The sequence below is a fragment of the Pedobacter endophyticus genome, from assembly GCF_015679185.1.
Taxonomy (GTDB): domain Bacteria; phylum Bacteroidota; class Bacteroidia; order Sphingobacteriales; family Sphingobacteriaceae; genus Pedobacter; species Pedobacter endophyticus.
The window spans coordinates 836,770-858,507 of the sequence record NZ_CP064939.1 but is presented as its reverse complement, the minus strand read 5'-3'; the positions used below and the strand labels follow the sequence as shown (position 1 = coordinate 858,507).

The 21,738-nt window shown below is 43.2% G+C and carries 14 protein-coding genes; 10 read left to right on the top strand and 4 right to left on the bottom strand.

Annotated features, from left to right (window positions below; genetic code table 11):
• The first annotated feature begins 272 nt into the window (after positions 1-272).
• From IZT61_RS03450 to IZT61_RS03405, 10 genes are all read left to right on the top strand, one after another.
• Positions 273-2,915: a glycoside hydrolase family 2 TIM barrel-domain containing protein gene (locus IZT61_RS03450; protein WP_196099802.1), complete on the top strand. Its 2,643-nt coding sequence runs from the start codon at positions 273-275 to the stop codon at positions 2,913-2,915.
• A 4-nt stretch (positions 2,916-2,919) separates the two neighbouring features.
• Complete coding sequence (locus IZT61_RS03445) at positions 2,920-5,382, top strand: glycoside hydrolase family 2 TIM barrel-domain containing protein (RefSeq protein ID WP_196099801.1); 2,463 nt, start codon at positions 2,920-2,922, stop codon at positions 5,380-5,382.
• A 2-nt stretch (positions 5,383-5,384) separates the two neighbouring features.
• The gene (locus IZT61_RS03440) at positions 5,385-6,569 is read left to right on the top strand and encodes an alginate lyase family protein (protein ID WP_196099800.1); all 1,185 of its coding nucleotides are present in this window, start codon (positions 5,385-5,387) and stop codon (positions 6,567-6,569) included.
• A 1-nt stretch (position 6,570) separates the two neighbouring features.
• Entirely contained in the window at positions 6,571-7,740 is a 1,170-nt protein-coding gene (locus IZT61_RS03435; RefSeq protein WP_196099799.1) for a glycoside hydrolase family 88 protein, read from the top strand.
• Between the two features lie 386 nt (positions 7,741-8,126).
• Entirely contained in the window at positions 8,127-9,611 is a 1,485-nt protein-coding gene (locus tag IZT61_RS03430; RefSeq protein WP_317193178.1) for a glycoside hydrolase family 30 protein, read from the top strand.
• 21 nt (positions 9,612-9,632) lie between these two features.
• Complete coding sequence (locus IZT61_RS03425; RefSeq protein WP_196099798.1) at positions 9,633-10,457, top strand: SDR family oxidoreductase; 825 nt, start codon at positions 9,633-9,635, stop codon at positions 10,455-10,457.
• A gap of 179 nt (positions 10,458-10,636) precedes the next feature.
• Positions 10,637-11,806 (top strand): mannonate dehydratase, encoded by a 1,170-nt coding sequence (gene uxuA, locus IZT61_RS03420; protein ID WP_196099797.1) that lies wholly within the window; start codon positions 10,637-10,639, stop codon positions 11,804-11,806.
• 84 nt (positions 11,807-11,890) lie between these two features.
• Positions 11,891-12,124 (top strand): hypothetical protein, encoded by a 234-nt coding sequence (locus IZT61_RS03415; RefSeq protein ID WP_196099796.1) that lies wholly within the window; start codon positions 11,891-11,893, stop codon positions 12,122-12,124.
• Between the two features lie 88 nt (positions 12,125-12,212).
• Positions 12,213-12,653: a PaaI family thioesterase gene (locus tag IZT61_RS03410; protein ID WP_196099795.1), complete on the top strand. Its 441-nt coding sequence runs from the start codon at positions 12,213-12,215 to the stop codon at positions 12,651-12,653.
• Between the two features lie 101 nt (positions 12,654-12,754).
• Positions 12,755-12,997, top strand: coding sequence for a hypothetical protein (locus tag IZT61_RS03405; RefSeq protein WP_196099794.1), 243 nt, complete (start codon positions 12,755-12,757; stop codon positions 12,995-12,997).
• A gap of 269 nt (positions 12,998-13,266) precedes the next feature.
• Here the strand turns inward: IZT61_RS03405 and IZT61_RS03400 are convergent, their stop codons facing one another.
• From IZT61_RS03400 to yidC, 4 genes are all read right to left on the bottom strand, one after another.
• A complete protein-coding gene (locus IZT61_RS03400; protein ID WP_196099793.1) occupies positions 13,267-14,538 on the bottom strand; it encodes a nucleoside recognition domain-containing protein in 1,272 nt (423 codons plus the stop codon).
• 502 nt (positions 14,539-15,040) lie between these two features.
• Entirely contained in the window at positions 15,041-15,553 is a 513-nt protein-coding gene (locus IZT61_RS03395; protein ID WP_196099792.1) for a hypothetical protein, read from the bottom strand.
• Positions 15,554-15,680: 127 nt separating this feature from the next.
• On the bottom strand, positions 15,681-18,539 hold the full coding sequence (locus tag IZT61_RS03390) for a S9 family peptidase (protein WP_196099791.1): 2,859 nt from the start codon (positions 18,537-18,539) through the stop codon (positions 15,681-15,683).
• Between the two features lie 1,390 nt (positions 18,540-19,929).
• Positions 19,930-21,720, bottom strand: coding sequence for a membrane protein insertase YidC (gene yidC, locus IZT61_RS03385; protein ID WP_196099790.1), 1,791 nt, complete (start codon positions 21,718-21,720; stop codon positions 19,930-19,932).
• Positions 21,721-21,738 lie beyond the last annotated feature (18 nt).

Here is a 21,738-nt window from a genome sequence, read left to right as displayed (position 1 = left end):
GAAGGTGGTGGTGCCGTTGGAGAGTTTTGTGCGAAAAGAAAGCGAAACGAAGGATTTGGGATGACGGGTTTTTCGCCGAATCGTCATTGCCCCAAAGGGACTACTTTATAGCGAGGCCGGATTCGTGCGAGCCAAAGCAATCTGATTAACGAAATGAGAGTGTCTCCTCGAGAAGTCGGGTCAGGCTGTGCCTCTCAATGAAAGAGAAAAGGAAAGGCACATTACGACTGCAATTTGTACAGAAATGACATTAAGAGATTAAAATTAAATAAATGTTAAAAGCGAAATCACTTTTATTGCTGGTTACCATCGCACTTGCGACAGTAGCCAGTTATGCCCAGGATGCCGGTCGAAAAACGATCAGTTTAAACGATCAATGGACTTTTCAAAAAGAAAATGGCCCCGTTGAAAAAGTATCCATTCCCCACACGTGGAATGATAAAGATGTGTTGGACGACACGCCAGGTTACTACCGCGGTTTAGGTATTTACAAGCGTAAACTTAAGCTAAGCGACGACGCGAAAAACAAAAATATCTTCCTCGTTTTTAATGGCGTTGCGCAAGAAACAGAAGTGCTCGTAAACGGTAAATCCGCCGCCAAGCACATTGGCAGTTACACCCGTTTTATCGTTCCAATAACTGAATTTCTTAATTACAAAGATGATGAAATTGAGGTGCGTGCAAACAACCGCTTCAACGAAGATATACCGCCATTAACAGCCGATTTTACTTTTTTCGGGGGAATGTATCGCAATGTTAGCCTGCTGATAACCAATCCCGTTCATTTTTCGCAAAGCGAGCAGGGAAGCGCTGGGGTGTTCATCACCACGCCACAAGTATCGGCGGCAAGCGCAAACGTAAAAATCAACAGCGTTATCGAAAACACATCGGCGCAAAGCAAAAAAGTACACATTGTTACCACCATTTATAATACAAACGGGCAAAGTGTAGCCACCCAAACCTCTGCACTAACTTTAAATAAAGGCAACGGAGCATCAATTAATCAAGACATTAAATCTGTTAAAAACCCTGAATTGTGGTCGCCGGAAAGTCCCTATCTGTATCGTGTAATAACGAAAATCATCGACGCCAAAACCAAAGCTGTAATTGATCAGGTTTCCAATCCGCTGGGCTTTCGCTGGTTTAAATTCGATGCCGATAAAGGCTTTTTCTTGAACGATAAGCCAGTAAAATTAATGGGGGCCAGTCGCCATCAGGATTATGAAAACTTAGGCAATGCCACACCCGATGCACTGCAGGTTAAAGATATTGAGCTGCTCAAGGCCATGGGCGGCAATTATTTGCGGGTAGCCCATTATCCACAAGACCCATTGATTTTGGAAACCTGCGACCGTTTGGGCATCCTCGCTTCGGTTGAAATTCCGGTAGTAAACACCATTACAGAAAGCCAGGCCTTTACCAACAATTGTTTGAACATGCAGACCGAAATGATCAGGCAAAACTTCAATCATCCAAGCGTGATTATTTGGGCCTATATGAACGAAATCCTGCTGCGGCTGAAATTCTCCAACGATAAGCCCCGCCAGCAGATCTACTTCGATCATGTTCGGGAACTGGCACAAAAGCTCGATTCATTGACCGGAAAATTAGATCCATCGCGTTATACTTTACTGGTTAATCACGGTTCGTGGGATCTTTACAACAAAGTTGGCTTAACCAAAATACCAATGATTGTTGGCTGGAATCTGTATTCGGGCTGGTATTCTGGCGTTCCGGCAGATTTTGCCAAATTTTTAGATCGTCATCACAAAGAATTGCCCAATACGCCGTTTATGGTAACCGAATACGGAGCAGATGCCGATCCACGCATCCGGTCGTTTTCGCCAATCCGCTTCGATAAAAGTATCGAATATGCCATTCAGTTTCATCAGGTGTACCTAAATGCCATGCTCAGCCGGCCATTTGTAGCGGGCGGAATGGCCTGGAACCTTGCCGATTTCAACTCCGAAACCCGCGAAGAAACCATGCCGCACATCAACAACAAAGGTTTATTGACCATCGGGCGCCAACCGAAAGATACTTATTTCCTTTACCAAGCCTATCTTTTAAAAAAGCCCTATCTAAAAATCACTTCGGCACAATGGAACGACAGAACCAGTGTAGCAGATTCAGGTCTTCTGGTTAGCACGCAGCCCGTTCAAGTGGCCACCAATCAAAAATTGGCCGAACTGTTTTTAAACGGAAAAAGCCTCGGTACAAAAGAAGCTGTAGACCACATTATCACCTGGCAGGTGCCTTTTGCAAACGGCAAAAATCAGTTAAGCGTAGTTTCTGGCGAACTTAACGATCAGGCAGACATCAATTTCCAGTTGCAGCCCTTTACCTTTGCCGATTCGCAGATTCCTTTTACAAATATGAATGTGCTTTTGGGAGCCAAACGGTTTTATATCAACGAAAAAGAACATACTTTGTGGATGCCCGATCAGCCCTACCGAAAGGGCGCATGGGGTTGGATTGGCGGCGAACCCTACAAAGGCACGAACAATCGCATCACCTATGGAAGCGATAAAAACATTTTAGGTACGGATCACGATCCCATTTATCAGACACAGCAAGTGGGCATAAAGCAGTTTAAATTCGATGTTCCCAACGGCGAATACGAACTTACCATGCATTTTGCCGAGCTCGTTGGCGGCGAAACCAAAGAAGCATTGGCTTACAACCTCGATAACAACCACAAAAAAGAAGTAGAAGAGAAGCGGATTTTCAGCATTGCCATAAATGGTTCTTCCTTTATGGAAAACGTAAACCTCGCAGCCGATTTTGGTTATACCACAGCGGTAGAAAAGAAGACCCGCATTACCGTACAAAATGGAAAAGGCATCGCCATCGACTTCACGGCAATTGAAGGGAAGCCTGTTTTAAATGCAATACAACTAAGAAAAGTGTACTAACCAAATGTTTAAAAGAACTAAATATCTATTTATCATAATTGCACTGTTTTCCAGTCAATTAGTATTCGCACAGAAAAGTGCCCGTTTAAGTCAGGACTGGGAGTTTTTGAAGCAAGATTTGGGCGGTATCTGGGAAGCCGTTCGGCCTGTGGGTTTGGGCAATCCCGAATCGGTGCCACTTTGGAGCAAGGTAAACCTACCACATTGTGTTAACGCCGAAGACGCTGTAGATCCGGATGTGAATTACTATCAGGGCCCCGCCTGGTACCGAACCCAATTAGCGATAGATAATCCTTACAAACAAGGTCGAACCATTTTGCATTTCGAAGGCGCAGGGCAAAAAACCGATGTTTACGTTTACACCATGAAGGTAGCTACTCATGTTGGCGGTTACGACGAATGGAAAGCTGATATTACCGATGCCGTGGCAGAATTTAAAAAGACTGAAGCTTTTAAAAAGCAGTTCAAAGGTAAAGTGCCCATTTCTATCCGTACCGATAATTCGAGGGATCTCGAAATGATCCCGTCCGATTTGTCTGACTTTAACCTTTATGGAGGCATCTACAGGCATTTGAACTTAATTTATAACCCAGCGCTTTCGCTCGATCAAACCTTTATTAAGGCAGAAGTTGATCAACTTGGTAAAATCGGTAAGCTCTCTATAAAAGGACGTTTTTATAATCCCGATAAAGTGAATGATGCCGATGTTCAGTTCAAGATCTTCGACCCGAAAGGGAAATTGGTCCTCAAAACCACAAAGAAATTGAGCAATCTTTCTGGCGACGTCGACCTTTGGAGCACCGAAATTAAGAAACCCCAATTATGGTCAACAGAAAGCCCTTTGCAATACATTTTGCAATATGAAATCAGCGCTGCGGCAGGAAATTATAAGGGCGAAGAGAAGTTCGGCTTTAGAAACATCGAGTTTGTAGAGAAAGGGCCATTCAACTTAAACGGTAAGCGCTTGTTGCTGCGGGGAACGCATCGGCACGAAGACCATGCAGGCGTTGCTGCCGCGATGACCGATGATTTGGTTCGCACTGAAATGAAAATGATGAAAGAAATGGGCGTAAACTTCATCCGTCTAGGTCATTACCAACAATCGCGAATGGTGTTGAACCTTTGCGATAGCCTTGGCATTTTGGTTTGGGAAGAAATTCCCTGGTGCAGAGGCGGCCTTGGCGGCGATGTTTACAAAGAGCAGGCCCGCCGGATGCTTACTAATATGGTTGAACAACATTATAACCATCCCTCCATTATCATTTGGGGAATGGGCAACGAAAACGATTGGCCAGGCGATTTCCCGGAGTTTGACAAGCAAAAAATCAAGGCCTTTATGAAAGAACTCAACGATCTTTCCCATCAGTTAGATGCCAGTCGCTACACTGCCATCAGGCGATGCGATTTTTGTGCAGACATTGTCGACGTATATTCGCCATCCATTTGGGCAGGCTGGTACCGCGGCGCCTATACTGATTATAAAAAAGCCACTGAAGACGAGTTTGCAAAGGTAAAGCGGTTTTTGCATGTAGAATGGGGCGGCGACAGTCACGCTATGCGGCATTCAGAAAACCCCGATAAGGCCTTAAGTAAGATTAAAACAGGCGGCAGCGCCGATGAAAGGGCAGGAGACGCCTCGCTGTATGGTGGTGCGGCCAGAATTTCGAAAGATGGCGACTGGAGTGAGTCTTACATTACAAACCTGATCGACTGGCATTTAAAGGAGCAGGAAAACATGCCCTGGCTCAGCGGAACTGCGTATTGGCCATTCAAGGATTTTTCTACACCTGTTCGACCGGATAACCCCGTGCCGTACATGAACCAGAAAGGCGTTATAGAAAGAGATTTTACAAAGAAAGAAGCCTATTTCGTGTTTCAATCTTACTGGACGGAAAAGCCGATGGCTCATATTTATGGACACACGTGGCGGGTGCGATGGGGCGATGAAGGAGAAGAAAAAATGGTTAAAGTGTATTCGAACTGTACCGAAGCTGAGATTTTTCTCAATGGAAAGAGCTTTGGTACAAAGAAAAGAAACAGTCAAGATTACCCCGCTGCCGGTCTGCGTTGGAATCTTCCATTTGTAAAAGGCGCAAACATCGTTAAGGTGATTGCTAAAAAAGGGAAAGAAACGGTTAGCGACGAAATTCAGTTCACCTATCAAACCGCCAAATGGACAAAACCTGTAAAAATGACTTTAACAAAAATCGATCAGCAAGCAGACATCGCCACCGTAGAAGCAAAACTGTTTGATGCTAATGGCGTGCAGTGTTTGGATGCCATAAACTGGATAAGTTTTGGTTTAACTGGTGATGGTAAATTAATTGATAATCAAGGCACATCGTCGGGATCGAGAAAAGTGCAGAGCTACAACGGCAGAGCCATTATAAAGGTGCATTTAAACAAAGGACAAAGTGTAGTATCGGTTGCATCTGAGGGATTAAAAACAGTATTTTTAGAATTATAGCGATGAGAAAACTAATTTTTATTTTGGTTCTGATGGGCTTGTATCTGGGCGTTACCGCGTTCTCGGCGGGAAAACCGTTTGCACCCGTCACTATGCAGAAAGATGCAGAAAAGTTGTTAAAAAAGCAGATTTTAACCGAAGCGGCCTGGGCAATGAAACAAGAACCCATTACCGTTACCGCATCTTCTTCGCCAAGAAGCGCCGGAAGAAAACACGATTTCTTTTCAGAAGCCGATTACTTTTGGCCCGATCCGAAAACCCCCGATGGGCCATACATCAACCGAGATGGTTTAACCAACCCGGATAATTTTGTGGAGCACCGCAAAGCAATGATTCGTTTCAGCAAAGTAATCGGGGCGCTCGCGTCGGCATATAAGCTTACCGGCGACGAAAAGTACGTTTTGCAGGCGGTAAAACATTTCAGGGCCTGGTTTATCAATGCCAAAACTTTAATGAACCCCAATTTGCTGTTTGCACAGGCCGTGAAAGGAAAGTTTACCGGGCGCAATTACGGCATCATGGACACCATTCACTTAATGGAGGTGGCTCAGGGTGCGCTCGTGATGCAGCGTGCTAAAACTTTCGATAAAAACACATTAGCAGGCGTAAAGCAGTGGTTTGCCGATTATACTTTGTGGCTAAACACCTCAAAGCCCGGCATTCAGGAAAAAACGGTGAAAAATAATCATGCCACCTGCTGGGCCATGCAAGCAGCATCGTTTGCCAGGCTTTGTGGCGACGAAAAGATGCTCGATTCTTTGCGAAACAGGTACAAAACTATTTTGTTGCCCAATCAAATGGGTACAGATGGCAGTTTTCCCTTAGAAACCGCAAGAACCAAACCTTACGGCTATTCAATCTTTAACCTTGATGCCATGACGATGCTTTGCCAGATCTTATCAACGCCACAAGATAACCTTTGGACTTTCGAAACGCCAGACGGAAAATCGATAAAAAAGGGCATTGCCTACCTTTATCCCTTTGTGGCCGATAAAAGCAAGTGGACATTGCAGCCCGATGTAATGTACTGGAACAACTGGCCCGTTGCACAGCCATTTTTATTATTCGGTGCCGTTCAGTTCGATCAAAAGAACTGGTACAGCACATGGGCTAAATTAGATCATCAACCGCAGGTAGAAGAGGTGATCAGAAACCTGCCAATCCGTAATCCCATAATCTGGTTTTGATATGAATTTAAAAATTAAGATAACAATAATAAGTGCCTTGTCTATCAGTGTAGTAAAGGCCCAAAAAGTGGATGTTAAAAAGGCTATCTCTGCCGCGGCCAAGCAAACCGAAGTTTTGATTAAGAACGTAGATTCTGCCCGGCTGGCCAATCCAAAACAGGTATCGCCCAGAACGGTAGAAAAAGGCCAGTTTAAAATGGTCGGTTCTAAAGATTGGACCAGCGGTTTTTTTCCGGCCGAGCTGTGGTATTTTTATCAGTATACTAAAGATAAAAAGTGGCGCGATCTGGCCAAAAAATATACCGAAGACATTAAAAAAGAACAATACAATAAGGGAACACACGATTTGGGCTTTATGATCTACTGCCCGTTCGGTAATGGCTATCGTTTGACAAGCGATACCGCTTACCGCGGAGTTATTGTTCAGGCTGCAAAATCTTTATCTACCCGTTTTAACAAAACCGCCGGTGTAATCCGGTCGTGGGATCACAATGGCGATAAGTGGCAGTTTCCTGTAATCATCGATAATATGATGAACCTCGAGCTGCTGTTTGAAGCAACCAAATTAACAGGCGATTCCGCGTTTTATAAGATAGCCGTTTCGCATGCCAACACTACCATAAAAAACCATTTCCGACCCGATTTCAGTTCGTATCATGTTGTAGATTACGACCCGGAAACCGGAGATGTGCGCAAGAAAAATACGGCTCAGGGTTATGCCGATGAATCAGCATGGGCTCGCGGTCAGGCCTGGGCGCTTTACGGTTACACCATGTGTTACCGCGAAACAAAAAATAACGCATACCTGGCTCAAGCTGATGGGATTGCGGGTTTCATCTTAAATAATAAGATTACGCCTGCAGATGGCGTTCCATATTGGGATTACAATGATCCGAAAATCCCGAATGTATCCAGAGATGCTTCTGCAGCCGCCATTACCGCTTCGGCATTGTACGAGCTGGCAAAGTACAGTAGCAACGGTAAAAAATACAAGGCAGCTGCCGATAAGATTTTGTATTCGTTGAGTACGAAATATACCAGTAAGTTAGGCGATAATTATGGTTTCATTTTGGAACACAGCACGGGGCATAGGCCGGCAAATTCGGAGGTTGATGTACCAATTAATTATGCCGACTATTATTATTTGGAGGCGCTTTTGAGGAGGAGATGACATCATTGACCTAAGCCTGATTAAAAACGTGCTTCCTTTGGGTTTGTACCGGACATTGTATGAGCGGTCGTCATCCTCAGCTTGACTGGGGATCCTAATGCGCAAAGATTGCGAACCTTGCATTAAGATTCCCGCCTGCGCGGGAATGACGACCTACGAAAGGAAATGTGTTCAGACGATAGAAAAATCGGGACAGGCTGTTCCTCAGCATGACAAAACCGCTCTTACACAGCTAAACGCTAAATTGTTAGCTCCGGCTTTTTACTTGCAATGGAAAAATATACGTAATAATGATTGTTTTTATGAGTTTTATGATGGATTTATTCGGAAATTCGAACCGTAAAACAAATCAAAATATCCCTAAAGGTATTTAACGTAAATACATAATGATGATGAAACAAAATTTGAGCACCCTATTGGTTTTGGCAACCGCCCTAACGGCAACTGCACAAACTAAAAAACCCGCAAAAGCGCCAGTAAAAACGGTTCAGTCTTATACTGTGGCCGATAAGAACGTAACGGTTTATACCACGGCGGAAAAATCGGATTACCGCATTAGTAAAACCGAAACGTTAACTTTTGTTGATAACAAGCAACCTTTTGAAACAGAGCCGTGTATATTTGTCGATCCGACGGTAAAATATCAAACCTTAGTGGGCATTGGTGGCGCCTTAACCGATGCTTCTGCGGAAACATTCGCCAAACTTTCGAAGAAAAATCAGCAGGAATTACTTACTGCTTATTACAGCAAAGATAAAGGTATTGGCTACAGTTTGGCCCGGACAAACATCGCCAGCTGCGATTTCTCAAGCGGAAGTTATACCTATGTTCAAGACAACGACAAAGATTTAAAATCTTTTAGCGTGGCACACGACGAGCAGTTTAAAATTCCGTTGATTAAACAAGCCACCGCTGCAGCCGGGGGAAAGTTAACTTTGTATGTAAGCCCGTGGTCGCCACCAGCATGGATGAAAGACAACAACAGCCTGCTGCAAGGTGGGCATTTATTGCCCGAATACCGCCAAAGCTGGGCAAACCATTATGTAAAATTTATTAAAACCTACGAAGCAATGGGTATGCCGATTTGGGGGCTTTCCGTTCAAAACGAACCAATGGCTAAGCAGAAATGGGAATCGTGCATTTATACCGCCGAAGAAGAACGCGATTTTATTAAAAACTTTTTAGGTCCAACTTTGCAAAAATCGGGTTTAGCCTCAAAAAAATTAATTGCCTGGGATCATAACCGCGATCAGATTTTCCAAAGGGCCAGCACGATCTTAAATGACAAGGATGCTGCTAAATACGTTTGGGGAATCGGTTATCACTGGTACGAAACCTGGACAGGAAGTGGAATGCAGTTCGGAAACGTGAGGCAAACGCATGAAGCTTACCCGGATAAGGCCCTGATTTTTACCGAAGGCTGTAAAGAAAAATACGATGTAAATAAGCTTGACGACTGGACTTTGGGCGAACGCTACGGCTATTCGATGATTAACGACTTTAACGCCGGAACTGCAGCCTGGACCGATTGGAATATTCTTTTAGATGAAAAAGGCGGGCCGAACCACGTAGGCAACTTTTGTTTTGCACCCGTACATGCAGATACCAAAAACGACAAAATTGTTTATACAAATGCTTATTATTACATGGGCCACTTTTCTAAGTTTATCCGCCCCGGTGCAAAAAGAGTAGGTACAGCATCGAGCCGCGATATGCTGCAGGCCACCTCGTTTTTAAATACCGATGGTAAACTTGTTGTTGTTGTAATGAATCAGTCAGATGAGAAATTAAAATATAGTTTATGGATAAAAGGGAAGGCCGCTACAACAACGAGCCTGCCGCATTCCATCGCCACATTGGTGGTAGAGTAACCAAATAAAAAATCTAAACAAATGGTAAAAGAAATCGAAAGTCTGTTTTCGCTAAAAAACAAAGTTGTAGTCGTAACCGGTGCAACGGGCGTTTTAGGCGAGGCTTTTATTAATGGATTGTGCGCCGCTAAGGCAACAATTGTAGTTATTGGCAGAAATGAGGACGCCGCTAAATTAAGGGTTGAAGAAGCAAAAAGTGCTGGCTGTGAAGCCATTTACATTCTTGCCGATGTGTTGAACGAGCAAAACCTGATCGACGCACATGCTGAGATTATCAAAAATTTTGGTCAAATCGATGCCCTGGTAAATGGCGCAGGGGGTAACATTGCCGAAGCCGTTGTTCAACCCGGAAGCGATGTTTTCAGCTTAAACATTTCCGCTTTAAAGCAAGCTTTCGATTTAAATTTGTTTGGCACCATTGTACCTACGCAGATCTTTGGTAAAGAAATAGCAAAAAACGGAGGAAGTATTGTAAATATTTCTTCCGTTTCTGCTACCCAGGCCGTAACTAGGGTGTTGGGCTATTCGTTGGCTAAAACCGCGATCGATAGTTATACCAAATGGATGGCTGTAGAGCTGGCGAACAGGTATGGCGATAAAGTGAGAATGAACGCCATTGTTCCGGGGTTTTTTATCACCAACCAAAACCGGGCCTTACTCACCAACCCCGATGAATCGCTGACGGCGAGAGGCGAGGCCATAATCAATAAAACACCGTTCAAGCGTTTCGGATCGCCGAATGAATTAATTGGTGCACTGGTTTATTTATTAAGCGATGCCTCGAAATTTGTCAACGGCGAAAGCATTACCGTTGATGGTGGATTTTGCGCCTTTTCGGGAGTTTAAGGGAATTAGTTCTTTAGTCATCCGATGAATCTTGGCGTGTTGCATATATTCATCGGATGACTATCAAATTCCGAGTCGTCCGATGAGTCTGGGCGTGTTGCGTATATTCATCGGATGACTATTTTTGCCAATTAACCTCCCGATAGCTATCGGGATCAAACATTTAACCAAAATAAAATATGAAATATAAGAAATTAGAACAAACATGGCGATGGTACGGTCCCAACGATCCGGTAAGTTTGCAAGACGTTAAACAGGCCGGAGCCACTGGAATTGTAACCGCGTTACATCATATTCCGCATGGCGAAATTTGGCCGGTTGAAGATATTCAGGAACGCAAAAATATTATCGAAGCAGCAGGACTCACATGGTCTGTGGTAGAAAGCGTACCCGTTCACGAAGCCATAAAAACCCGCCGGGCAGATGCCGAAAAATACCTCGAAAACTACAGAATTTCACTAAAAAATCTGGCACAATGCGGCATTAAAACTGTTTGCTACAATTTTATGCCGGTTTTAGATTGGACACGTACGCAGCTCGATCTCGAAATGACCGATGGTTCAAAAGCACTTTATTTCAACTGGATCGATCTGGCTATTTTCGATTTATACATCCTAAAAAGAGAAAATGCAGCCGCCGACTACAATCAGTCAATTTTACAACGTGCCAAAGATAAACATGCCCAACTGAGCGAACAGGATTTGGTAGACCTGCGCATTAATGTTTTGATGGGAATTCCAAACGAAAAGGAAATTGAACTCGAAACGTTAAGAAACAGCATCAACGAGTATGCAGCCATTGGAACACAAGGTTTGAAGGAAAATTTAAAATTCTTTCTTTCCTCAATCGCTGATGTATGCACCGAAGAAGGCGTAAAAATGACCATTCATCCAGATGATCCGCCGTATCCAATTTTGGGTTTACCGCGGATTGCAAGCACTTTGGAAGATTTTAAATACATTATTTCTGAAGTTGACCAACCATTTAACGGCGTTTGTTTTTGCACCGGATCGCTCGGCGCTGGTATGAAGAATAATGCACTCGAAATTTTTGATGTAGTAAAAGAGCGGGTGTATTTTGCGCACTTACGCAATGTAACGAAGGATGAAGATGGAAGCTTTTACGAAGCCGATCATTTGGGGGGCGACGTAAATATGTATGAGATTATGAAAGCAATATCAAATGAGAACGCAAACCGCGACATCCCGATTCCTTTCAGGCCAGATCACGGTCACCAAATGTTAGATGATTTGGCGAAGCAAAGTAACCCCGGGTATTCAGCAATTGGTCGTTTAAGAGGCCTGGCCGAACTTAGGGGTTTAGAACTGGGTGTAACTGGAAACTATTAAAGCTTGCGGGCGCTGTATCCACAATAGTTTTAAAGATTTGATGCGTTGCTTAAACTATGGCTTGAATTTTGATAATTGACTGATATGGAAGAAAATGAGCACCCCGAAAAGAAAATATTAAAGCCATCAGTGATCCATGATGACTTGCCTGAGGTTAAAAAGCCCGAACATTTGCGTAAATCTATTCCAGATCATGAGCAGGTGTTGCCAGAAAACCCCGAGCGGCATTATCATCACGATGAATTTAAAAGTCCATCAGCTAATAATGATCAGATTAAGCATGCAGATGATGATGTTTGGAATGGTGAAGATGCTTAAACAGCTAAATAACATTTATAAGAAGTCAAGTTTTTTAAAAACCTGACTTCTTTGATTTTTGACCATTCCATTTTTATACCTTTATTTAATGGAAAAATCATTGAGCGAAGAACGATTAAATGTGCTTAGGCAATCTGTCGGGAAAGTAATTACCAACTCGCCATCTAATTTTATGAACTGGTTGGCGCCAGTACTTATTAACGCCGAAAACGGTGTATTAATCTGCCAATATACCATCCGCAAAGAGATGACCAATTCCTACCAAATTTTACATGGTGGCGTAACCGCAGGCATTATCGACGACCTGATCGGCGCAACGGTGTTTACTATGGGCCTCAACAGCAAATACACAACGGTTAACAATTACATTGATTACTTTGCGCCGGCTTCGGAAGGTGATGAGATTGTGGCCGAAACTTCAATCGTAAAGAAAGGAAGAACAATTTTGAACCTGCAATGCGAAGTATTTTTGCCAGCTAAAAAACGACTGATAGCCAGAGGATATTCGAACATGTTAAATATAGGTTAAGCATTTTCGGCGGGCTTAAGAAAAATTTGTTAATTCCTTTAAATTAACAAAACATTCTCATTGCTATGTTGTTGTAACTTAACCGAAAATATAAATGAGCCATGTTAGAAAACTATTCAACCCTGCAATTTATTGTTAGAGGCAAGATCTTTAAGGGATTTTGCATGCGTATTCAAGATGACTTTCATGAAACTTATGCCGTGGTTTTAGATGGCTACCATTCTTTTTGTATCTGGCTGGATAACAAAAATGAAAAATGGTGTGCATCAAAAAACGTAACGATCGATCCGGATGCTATTGACGAAATTATCCACAGAATTTCATTACCGGCGCAGGTTTCTTAAAGCCAGGTTCATCTACCCTAATGCTCATAAAAAAAATCCCTGAGAGAAAATTTTCTCTCAGGGATTTTTTGTCTTATATCATGCTAACAAACAGAATAGCACAAATTATCAGGGCGGTTTATATCAGCCAATGCTATGAGCGATTTTGGTAATGAGGCCATTTGTATTTAAACCTAATGTTGCCAGGTAGCTCCCGGTTCTGTACCACCTGCTTATATCCACTTGCTTTATTTCTACATGGATCAAAAACAGGGTATTTCTGAATATCCCTATCCGAAGAACAAATAGCAGATTCCAATTGCGGTACAAACGCCAACCAAATCGGCCAGCAACATGGCGCCAATAGCATATCGGGTATTTTTTATTTGTACCGAACCAAAGTAAACGGCGACAACATAAAATGTAGTATCGGAAGCGCCTTGAAATATGCCGGAAAGTTTGCTTGCGAAAGAATCCGGCCCGTAGGCTTCCATGGTGCTTACCATCATGCCTCTGGCGGCGCCACCACTTAACGGCCTGATCAATGCTGTTGGTAAGCCCTCTACAAATCTCGTATCGGTTCCGAAATAAACGAAAACGCTTTTAATTCCGTTGATAACAACATCAAAAGTACCACTTGTGCGCAGTAAGCTAATGGCCACCAACATACCTACAAGGTAAGGAACAATGTTAATGGCCGTGTTAAACCCGCCTTTTGCACCATCGATAAAAGCATCGAAAACGTCGATTTTCTTATATAATGCACCTAATATGATAATGAGGAAAATCATTAAGATCAATCCGTTGCTAAGCACGCCAGAAAAAGATTGGATGCCCGAGGCACTTAGCGAATGTAAATAAAGTACAAGGGCGGCAATGATAACAGATAAGCTGAGCACCCACCCAATTACAACCGGCTGAAAGAGATTAATTTTTTGCTTAAAAGAAACGATCAACATGGCCGCCATGGTACCAACAAAGGTTACAATAAGGCAGGGAATAAAAACATCGGTTGGGTTGGAGGCATTTTGCGATGCACGGATGGCAATTACACTAACAGGAATGAGACTTAAGCCTGCGGCATGTAAGCACAAAAACATAATCTGCGCATTGGATGCAACAGCTTTGTTCTCATTCAATTCCTGCAGGCTTTCCATCGCCTTTAAACCGAACGGGGTTGCCGCGTTATCTAAACCGAGCAAATTTGCAGAAAAGTTCATAATCATATGACCCATTGATGGATGGCCTTTTGGGATATCGGGAAAAAGCTTCGAAAAGAATGGTGCAACAATTCGCGATAATAAGCGGATTCCACCTGCTTTTTCCGCAATGCTCATCAATCCCATAAATAAAGCCAAAATACCAATCAGCTTTAGGCAAAGTTCTACAGCAACCCAGCAGGTTTCGATAATGCCATCCAATTTCAAGGGGTTCGCCGGATCGTCGGCCTTCCCAATAACCATCCAGTTGAAAATATCACTTTGTCCAAAAAAGAAACATTTTATACTGGCTACTACAATTGCAACAATAAAAAATGCGGACCAAATTCTGCTTAATGCCATTAGCGGTTTTCGTTTTAATTTAAAAGGATGAAATTAGGGTTTTATTTCAATAGTTTTATTTTTAGTCTGTAGTCTGTAGTCAATAGTCTGCAGTCCAAAGTCTGCAGTCGGTAGTCTACAATCTATAGTCGCATGCTAAGACGCTTTTTCACCAACATGTTAGGCGCTTTTCTGCGTGTTTGCCCTTCGACTACGCTCAGGGTGACAATCGCGACGGATGTAACGACGTTTTCCACCAACATGTTAGCATGAGTCTTTCTGAGTGTTTGCCTTTCGACTACGCTCAGGGTGACAATCGCGACGCATGCTAAGACGCTTTTTCACCAACATGTTAGGCGCTTTTCTGAGCGTTTGCCCTTCGACTACGCTCAGGGTGACAATCGCGACGCGTGTAACGACGTTTTTCACCAACATGTTAGCTTGAGCCTTTCTGAGCGTTTGCCCTTCGACTACGCTCAGGGTGACAATCGCGACGCATGTAAAGACGTTTTTCACCAACATGTTAGCTTGAGCCTTTCTGAGCGTTTGCCTTTCGACTACGCTCAGGGTGACAATCGCGACGCATGCTAAGACGCTTTTTCACCAACATGTTAGGCGCTTTTCTGAGCGTTTGCCCTTCGACTACGCTCAGGGTGACAATCGCGACGCGTGTAACGACGTTTTTCACCAACATGTTAGCTTGAGCCTTTCTGAGCGTTTGCCTTTCGACTACGCTCAGGGTGACAATCGCGACGCGTGTAAAGACGTTTTTCACCAACATGTTAGGCGCTTTTCTGAGTGTTTGCCCTTCGACTACGCTCAGGGTGACAATCGCGACGCGTGTAAAGACGTTTTTTACCAACATGTTAGCTTGAGCCTTTCTGAGCGTTTGCCCTTCGACTACGCTCAGGGTGACAATCGCGACGCATGTAAAGACGTTTTTCACCAACATGTTAGGCGCTTTTCTGAGTGTTTGCCCTTCGACTACGCTCAGGGTGAAAATCGTGACACATGTAAAGACGTTTTTCACCAACATGTTAGCTTGTGCCTTTCTGAGCGTTTGCCCTTCGACTACGCTCAGGGTGACAATCGCTGGCGTAAGACTATGGACTTAAGACTTAGGACTCCCGACTCAAGCCTCAAGACTCAAGCCTCCCTACTTCCTATGGTTTATCGTCGGTTAATTCGAATCCCCAGGTTTTTCCTTTTTCAGTTGCAGGAACGCCAGCTGTCATCCAGGCCGGAGCTTTAGCGCCTTTTAAGTAATAGTCGAAGAACTGCTGCTCGCGAATTTGGATGTCTTTGCGGTTTTGGCGTTGAACAAGGTTGTGTGCTTCTCCGTTGTAGTTTAGCAACCAAACAGGCTTACCCAAGCGGCGCAATCCGGTAAACATTTCAATACCCTGGTACCAAGGCACGGCTCCATCAGCATCGTTAGCCATAACCACCACAGGCGTATTTACTTTTGGGAACATAAACAGTGGTGAGTTTTCAATATATAATTCGGGTTTCTCCCAAAGGGTTGCGCCGATTCTACTTTGTGTTTTTTCATATTGAAACTGGCGGTTCATACCTGTTTCCCAACGGATGCCACCGTAAGCCGAAGTCATGTTGGCAACAGGAGCGCCTGCCCATGCCGCTGCATACATGTCGTTTTGTGTAATTAGATAAGCCACCTGGTAACCACCCCAACTTTGACCCTGAATACCGATTTTTGTGCCATCAACCCAACTGTTCTTTTTTAAGTGCTCAACACCAGAGTTGATAAATTCTACCGCCGATTGCCCCGGGTGGCCAGTTTCGTAACTAATATCCGGTGCGAAAACCAAATAGCCATTACTTACAAAAAACGAGATGTTTAAACGCGATGGAGTAGGGGCCGGTGCCTGGTAACTATAGAGGCCGTCAGAAAGTTTCTCATAAAAATAAGCGATCATCGGGTATTTTTTGTTTGGATCGAAATTTTCTGGTTTATACAAAATCCCTTCCGCACTGAAGCCTTTTGGTGTGGTCCATTTTACCAATTCTGCCGTTCCCCAGTTGTAATTCTGTTGTTGTGGGTTGGTATTGGTTAGCTTGGTTTCCGTTTTAAAATCGGCAGTTACATAAACATTTGGCGATTCAACATAGTTGCCTTTGTCGTAAATGAACACATCTTCGGCCTTTGATGTTAACAGGTTAGAATATTTGTGTTTGCTCATTACCACTAGTTCTGGTGCTTTAACAGAACCAACGTTAGTGCGGTAAAAACCATTTTCTTTCGTTACATTATTAAAAGCCTCGAGCCAAACCAGTTCATTGGCCTTAACAAACTTGCTGTCTGCGTTTCTTTCAAAACGGTTTTCTTGCTGAAGTCTTTGGTAGCGGAAAGTAATTTTGTTGCTTTTACCAAATCCGGCCGTGATGTTTTTTGGCTGCGACTTGCCATCGGGAGAGAACGACCAGATGTCGTACCGATCGTTCAATAAAACCGCTTTATCATCTTCCGTCCAGGTGGCAAAGCCATACGAATTTGGTAAATCCGGAACATCATTTTCCTCGTTTACAAATTTTACGCTCATTCCCTCAGTCAAGCTCGTTACCTTGCCCGATGCAATGGTGTAAGTATACCAGTTTCCTGCCTTTCTATCGAAATACAATACATACTTTCCGGCTGGAGAGGCCATGGCATAGCCGCTTAAGCCAGAGATAATTTTTTTTCTTTGCCCGTTCTTCGTGTCAACCAGATAATAATCTTTAGAGGTGGAGCCGCTCCATTGCGATTCAATTCGATGACCGTAATCGGTTGATGCCAAAACGAAGTCTGCATCGCCGCGAGCCACCAAATCCGCATCTGGCAAGGTGAAGTCTGTTAAAGGAATAACTTTAGGATCGCTGCTAAATACGTCGATTACTGAAAGATAACTTTTTTTACTATCACGATCAGCATTTTTCAATTGCATTGGTTGCAAATAATCATCTTTGTAATTCCAGATGTCGACTTTAGCAACTTCAAAATCAATAATTGTAGTGTCTTTTGCCTTTTTAACAGGGGCGATTCCGAAGAAAAGCTTCTTGCCATCTTTGCTGAAAGTTACTCTTCCGTCGCCACTTACCGACCATTTTTCGGGCAATCCCGGCATGTCATAATCAACAATTACTTGCGCTGTATCTAATGATGTTGATGCATAATAAACATTAAAGTTCTTAATTTCTTGCTTTTCGGGGTCTTGTTCGCCAACGAAGGCAAGGTGTTCGCTTTCTTCGTCAAAAGTAAAGTTCTTGAAATTACCTTTTCCGTTGATCAGTGTTTTTAGTGTTCCCTTTTCGGTATTCAGCAAGAAAACACCTTTTTGCGCACTTTTGTCCTTTTTGGAGCCGCTGGAGGCAAAAACCAGCTGTTTACCATCTTTGCTGAAATAATAGTCGGTAACATATTTATACGTTTTGTCGGCTCCCGTTAACAGGTTCTTCACTACAAGATCAGTCCCCTCATCTGCTTTTCCTCTTCCGGCAGGTTCATCGTCGGCAAAATCTTCTTCACCATCTTTCTTGCTCGACGGGCTGGTTGTTTTTTTTGCCGTATCGGGTTTTTCTGCAAGGTAGGCCATTACGTCAAATCCATCTTCTGGGAATTTGAACGATTTTACTCTGGCTACCTTTGTAATGGCATTTGTAGTGAGGTTGGCAATTCCCAGCGAATCTTTCGGCGTTTCGTCGGCCTTTTTCTTTTTAATTTTTGCCAATCGGATGTCCTTGTAAAACGGGCGGATATTAAAGGCCGCAAATTTTGAATCGTTGCTAAACTGGGCATTCATTCCCCGCGGAATGTTTAATTTACTCTTGGTTTTTAAGTTGGAAATATACAACTGCGCATCGCCCTCTTGTTGTAAAATGGTGTACAAAGCCCATTGGCCGTTGTTCGATAGCTGTTTAGAACCTACTGATTCCCAGGCGTCATAAACGGAATGATCTAATGGTTTTTTTTGTGCGTAAGCAAAGCTGACAACGAAAAACAGGATAAATGTTAATCTCTTTTGCATCTTTATAAATAAGTTAATTTGTTGGTTGAATTTTGAGTTCCTAAAATTGGAATTTTTTAGGTCATTTAAAAGCTTGTACGGCAAATATTACAATTAAGCGTGTTTTTTATTGCGGAAACGAGTAGCCTGTCGGTGGGCACTGTCATCCTGAGCGTAGCGAAGGATCCCTAAGCTATGAAAAAGTAACGTTAACAAAGCACGGGCCCACATTGTTCAGCGCCCGTAGCGAACAGATTTCTCCGCTACGGTCGAAATGACGATTGATGAGTAAAATTGACAAACATGCCCGGTTCCGCACCCTGCTCTCCGGCCTCGGAAATGATGGAAGGAGAAAACGTTAAAGCTTCTGCACAAACTTTCATACCCCACAGAAGCAAGGCAGCGCGTCCTCCCGACATTTTCTGTCGGGGCTTGCGCTGCCGCCATTAAAAGCTTTAACGAATTTATCCAAACATCAGATCCAAGCCTTGAACTTTTGTTTCTTTTGGTTCAAGCCAAAAGAAAATAGCCTTTCGGCGGCCAGCCGAGGCAAGGGTGAGCGGAGGCCCACCGGTACTGAAAAGATTTCTCCTCCATAGGAGCTCCTGTGGAGCGCTACGGTCGAATCCGATAGCTATCGGATGACGATCTTGAAATAATCACGACGCTAAATTGTGAACGTGCTTGGGCGATCGCTGTCATCCTGAGCATAGCGAAGGATCTCTAACCTATGGAAAGTTAACTTTATCAAAGCACAGTCCCACATTATGAACGGATGGGACTAATTCAACGGTTCAGCGCTCGTAGTGAACAGATTCTTCACTGCGTTCAGAATGACAAATTGGAAATGGAATAAGATTAAAGGTTCGGTGCTCGCAAGAACAGATTCTTCACTGCGTTCGGAATGACAATTGGGGCCAGGCTGGTTTCATCGGGAACAGATTTCTCCCATACGGCCATAATGACGGTTGATGAGTTAAATTGGCAAACATGCCCGGTTCCGCACCCTGCTCTCCAGCCTCGGAAATGATGGAAGGAGAAAACGTTAAAGCTTCTGCACAAACTTTCATACCCCCCAGAAACAAGGCAGCGCGTCCTCCCGACATTTTCTGTCGGGGCTTGCGCTGCCGCCATTAAAGCTTTGACGAATTTATCCAACATCAGATCCAAGCCTTGAACTTTTGTTTCTTTTGGTTCAAGCCAAAAGAAAATAGCCTTTCGGCGGCCAGCCGAGGCAAGGGTGAGCTGAGGCCCACCCGTACTTCAAAGATTTCTCTTCCATAGGAGCTCCTGTGGAGTGCTACGGTCGAATCCGATAGCTATCGGATGAAGGTTGTTGCTATTCATCGGATAATGAAAAGCAAAAAGCCCCGGTTGCATCGCAATCGGGGCTTTTTTATAAATTTTTCTGTTATTTTTTTGCTTGCTGTTGTTGACGCATATAATCATCTAAACGCTGTTGAAATTTCGATTTTTTCTTTTTCTCATCAGCCGGTCGTGCCTTGTTTTGTTGAATCAACGCATGAATTTTATCATCATCAACCATTTTGCGGATTAAAATCTGCTGACCGAACGTCATTAAGTTGGCTAAGAAATAATAATAGTTTAATCCCGCTGGGTAACTGTTCAACACACCCAAAAAGATTATTGGCATAATGTAACCAATATATTTCATTTGTCCTGTGGCGCCAGAAGTTTGATTGTTGAAATAAGTCATGATCAACGTTGAAATCGTCATCAATACGCACATCAAACTTAAGTGATCGCCAATAAATGGAATTTTAACGCCAAATTTAATAAACTCATCGTAAGTCGAAAGATCTTTCATCCACAAGAAACTCTCTCCGCGTAACTCGAATAAGTTAGGGAAGAAGAAGAAAAAAGCCATTACCAACGGCAACTGTAAAACCATCGGTAAACAACCACCAAGCGGATTTACGCCAGCTTTTTTGTACAGCTTTAAATATTCTTGCTGAACCAGGGTTGGGTTGTCTTCGCCAACTTTAGCTTTAATTTCATCCATTTCAGGTTTCAAAACCCGCATTTTCGCCATCGATAAATACGATTTGTAGGTAAGTGGCGATAGTGCAACCTTTAACAAAATGGTTAATACCAAAATGATCAGGCCGAAGTTCCATCCGAAATTGTTAAGAAAGTTAAATACAGGCAACACGATGAAACGGTTAATGTACTTTAACGGCCAGTAACCTAAATCTACTTGTTTTTCTAAATCGTATCCCTGCGCTTTCAGAGTAGAAAACTTGTTGGTTCCGAAATAGAACTCCATATCGTAGCTTTGGTTAGCTGTGTGGGCGTATGGCAGTTGCATATTAGCATCGTAAAACTTAATCTGACCGGGTGCCGTAGGAATTTTCACTTCCAAACTACCTTTTTCAAACCCTTGTTTTGCAATTAAAGTAGCCGAGAAAAAATGCTGCTTAAACGAAAACCATTGTATTTTGCCTTTGGTTAATTCTTCTTTTTCATCTTTGCTAACACTTAGGTGATCGACATCTTCATTAACATATTTATAATAAGGCGCAGAGTAACGGTGTTCACTTTCAATTGATTTTTCTTGTTGCAACAGTGTGGTTTGCCAGTTTAATCCAACAGTATTGCCCGCAATAACCTGCTGTAAGCCAACTAAATTAACCTTAAAATCTACTTTATTACTCGAAGGTTTTAAATCGTAAACATATTCAACGTATGCACCATTATTGTAATTTGCACGCATGGTTACCGTGTTTCCGGTCTTCGTTGGTGTAAAATAAAGGTCGTTTGTGTTTACTACTTTCCCGGCTGCGTTAAGGTTAAGGCCAAACCTGGTTTGATCTTCTTTAAACAGTATTAAAGGTTTGCCGGTAAAGGTTTTTTGGCCCTTTACTTCTACCGATGCAATTTTACCGCCCTTATTGCTTAAAGTAATGATTAATTTGTCGTTTTCCAGAAGAACGCTCGAGGCTGTACCCGTCAACGCTGTGCCAAAAGGGCCTTTTACAGCCAACGAATCAACAACAGGGGAGGTGCTTGCTACCTGAGTAGTATCTTTTTGTATTGGTGCAACACCAGCTTTTTTCAGAGAATCTATATGCGCTGTTTCTTGGGCTTGTTTCAATTCAGCCTCGTTAGGCTTTAAGAAGTAGAATGATCCTGCCAAAATGATCATAATCAGGAACAGTCCTGTAAAGGTATTTCTATCCATTATTTATGTATGTACTGC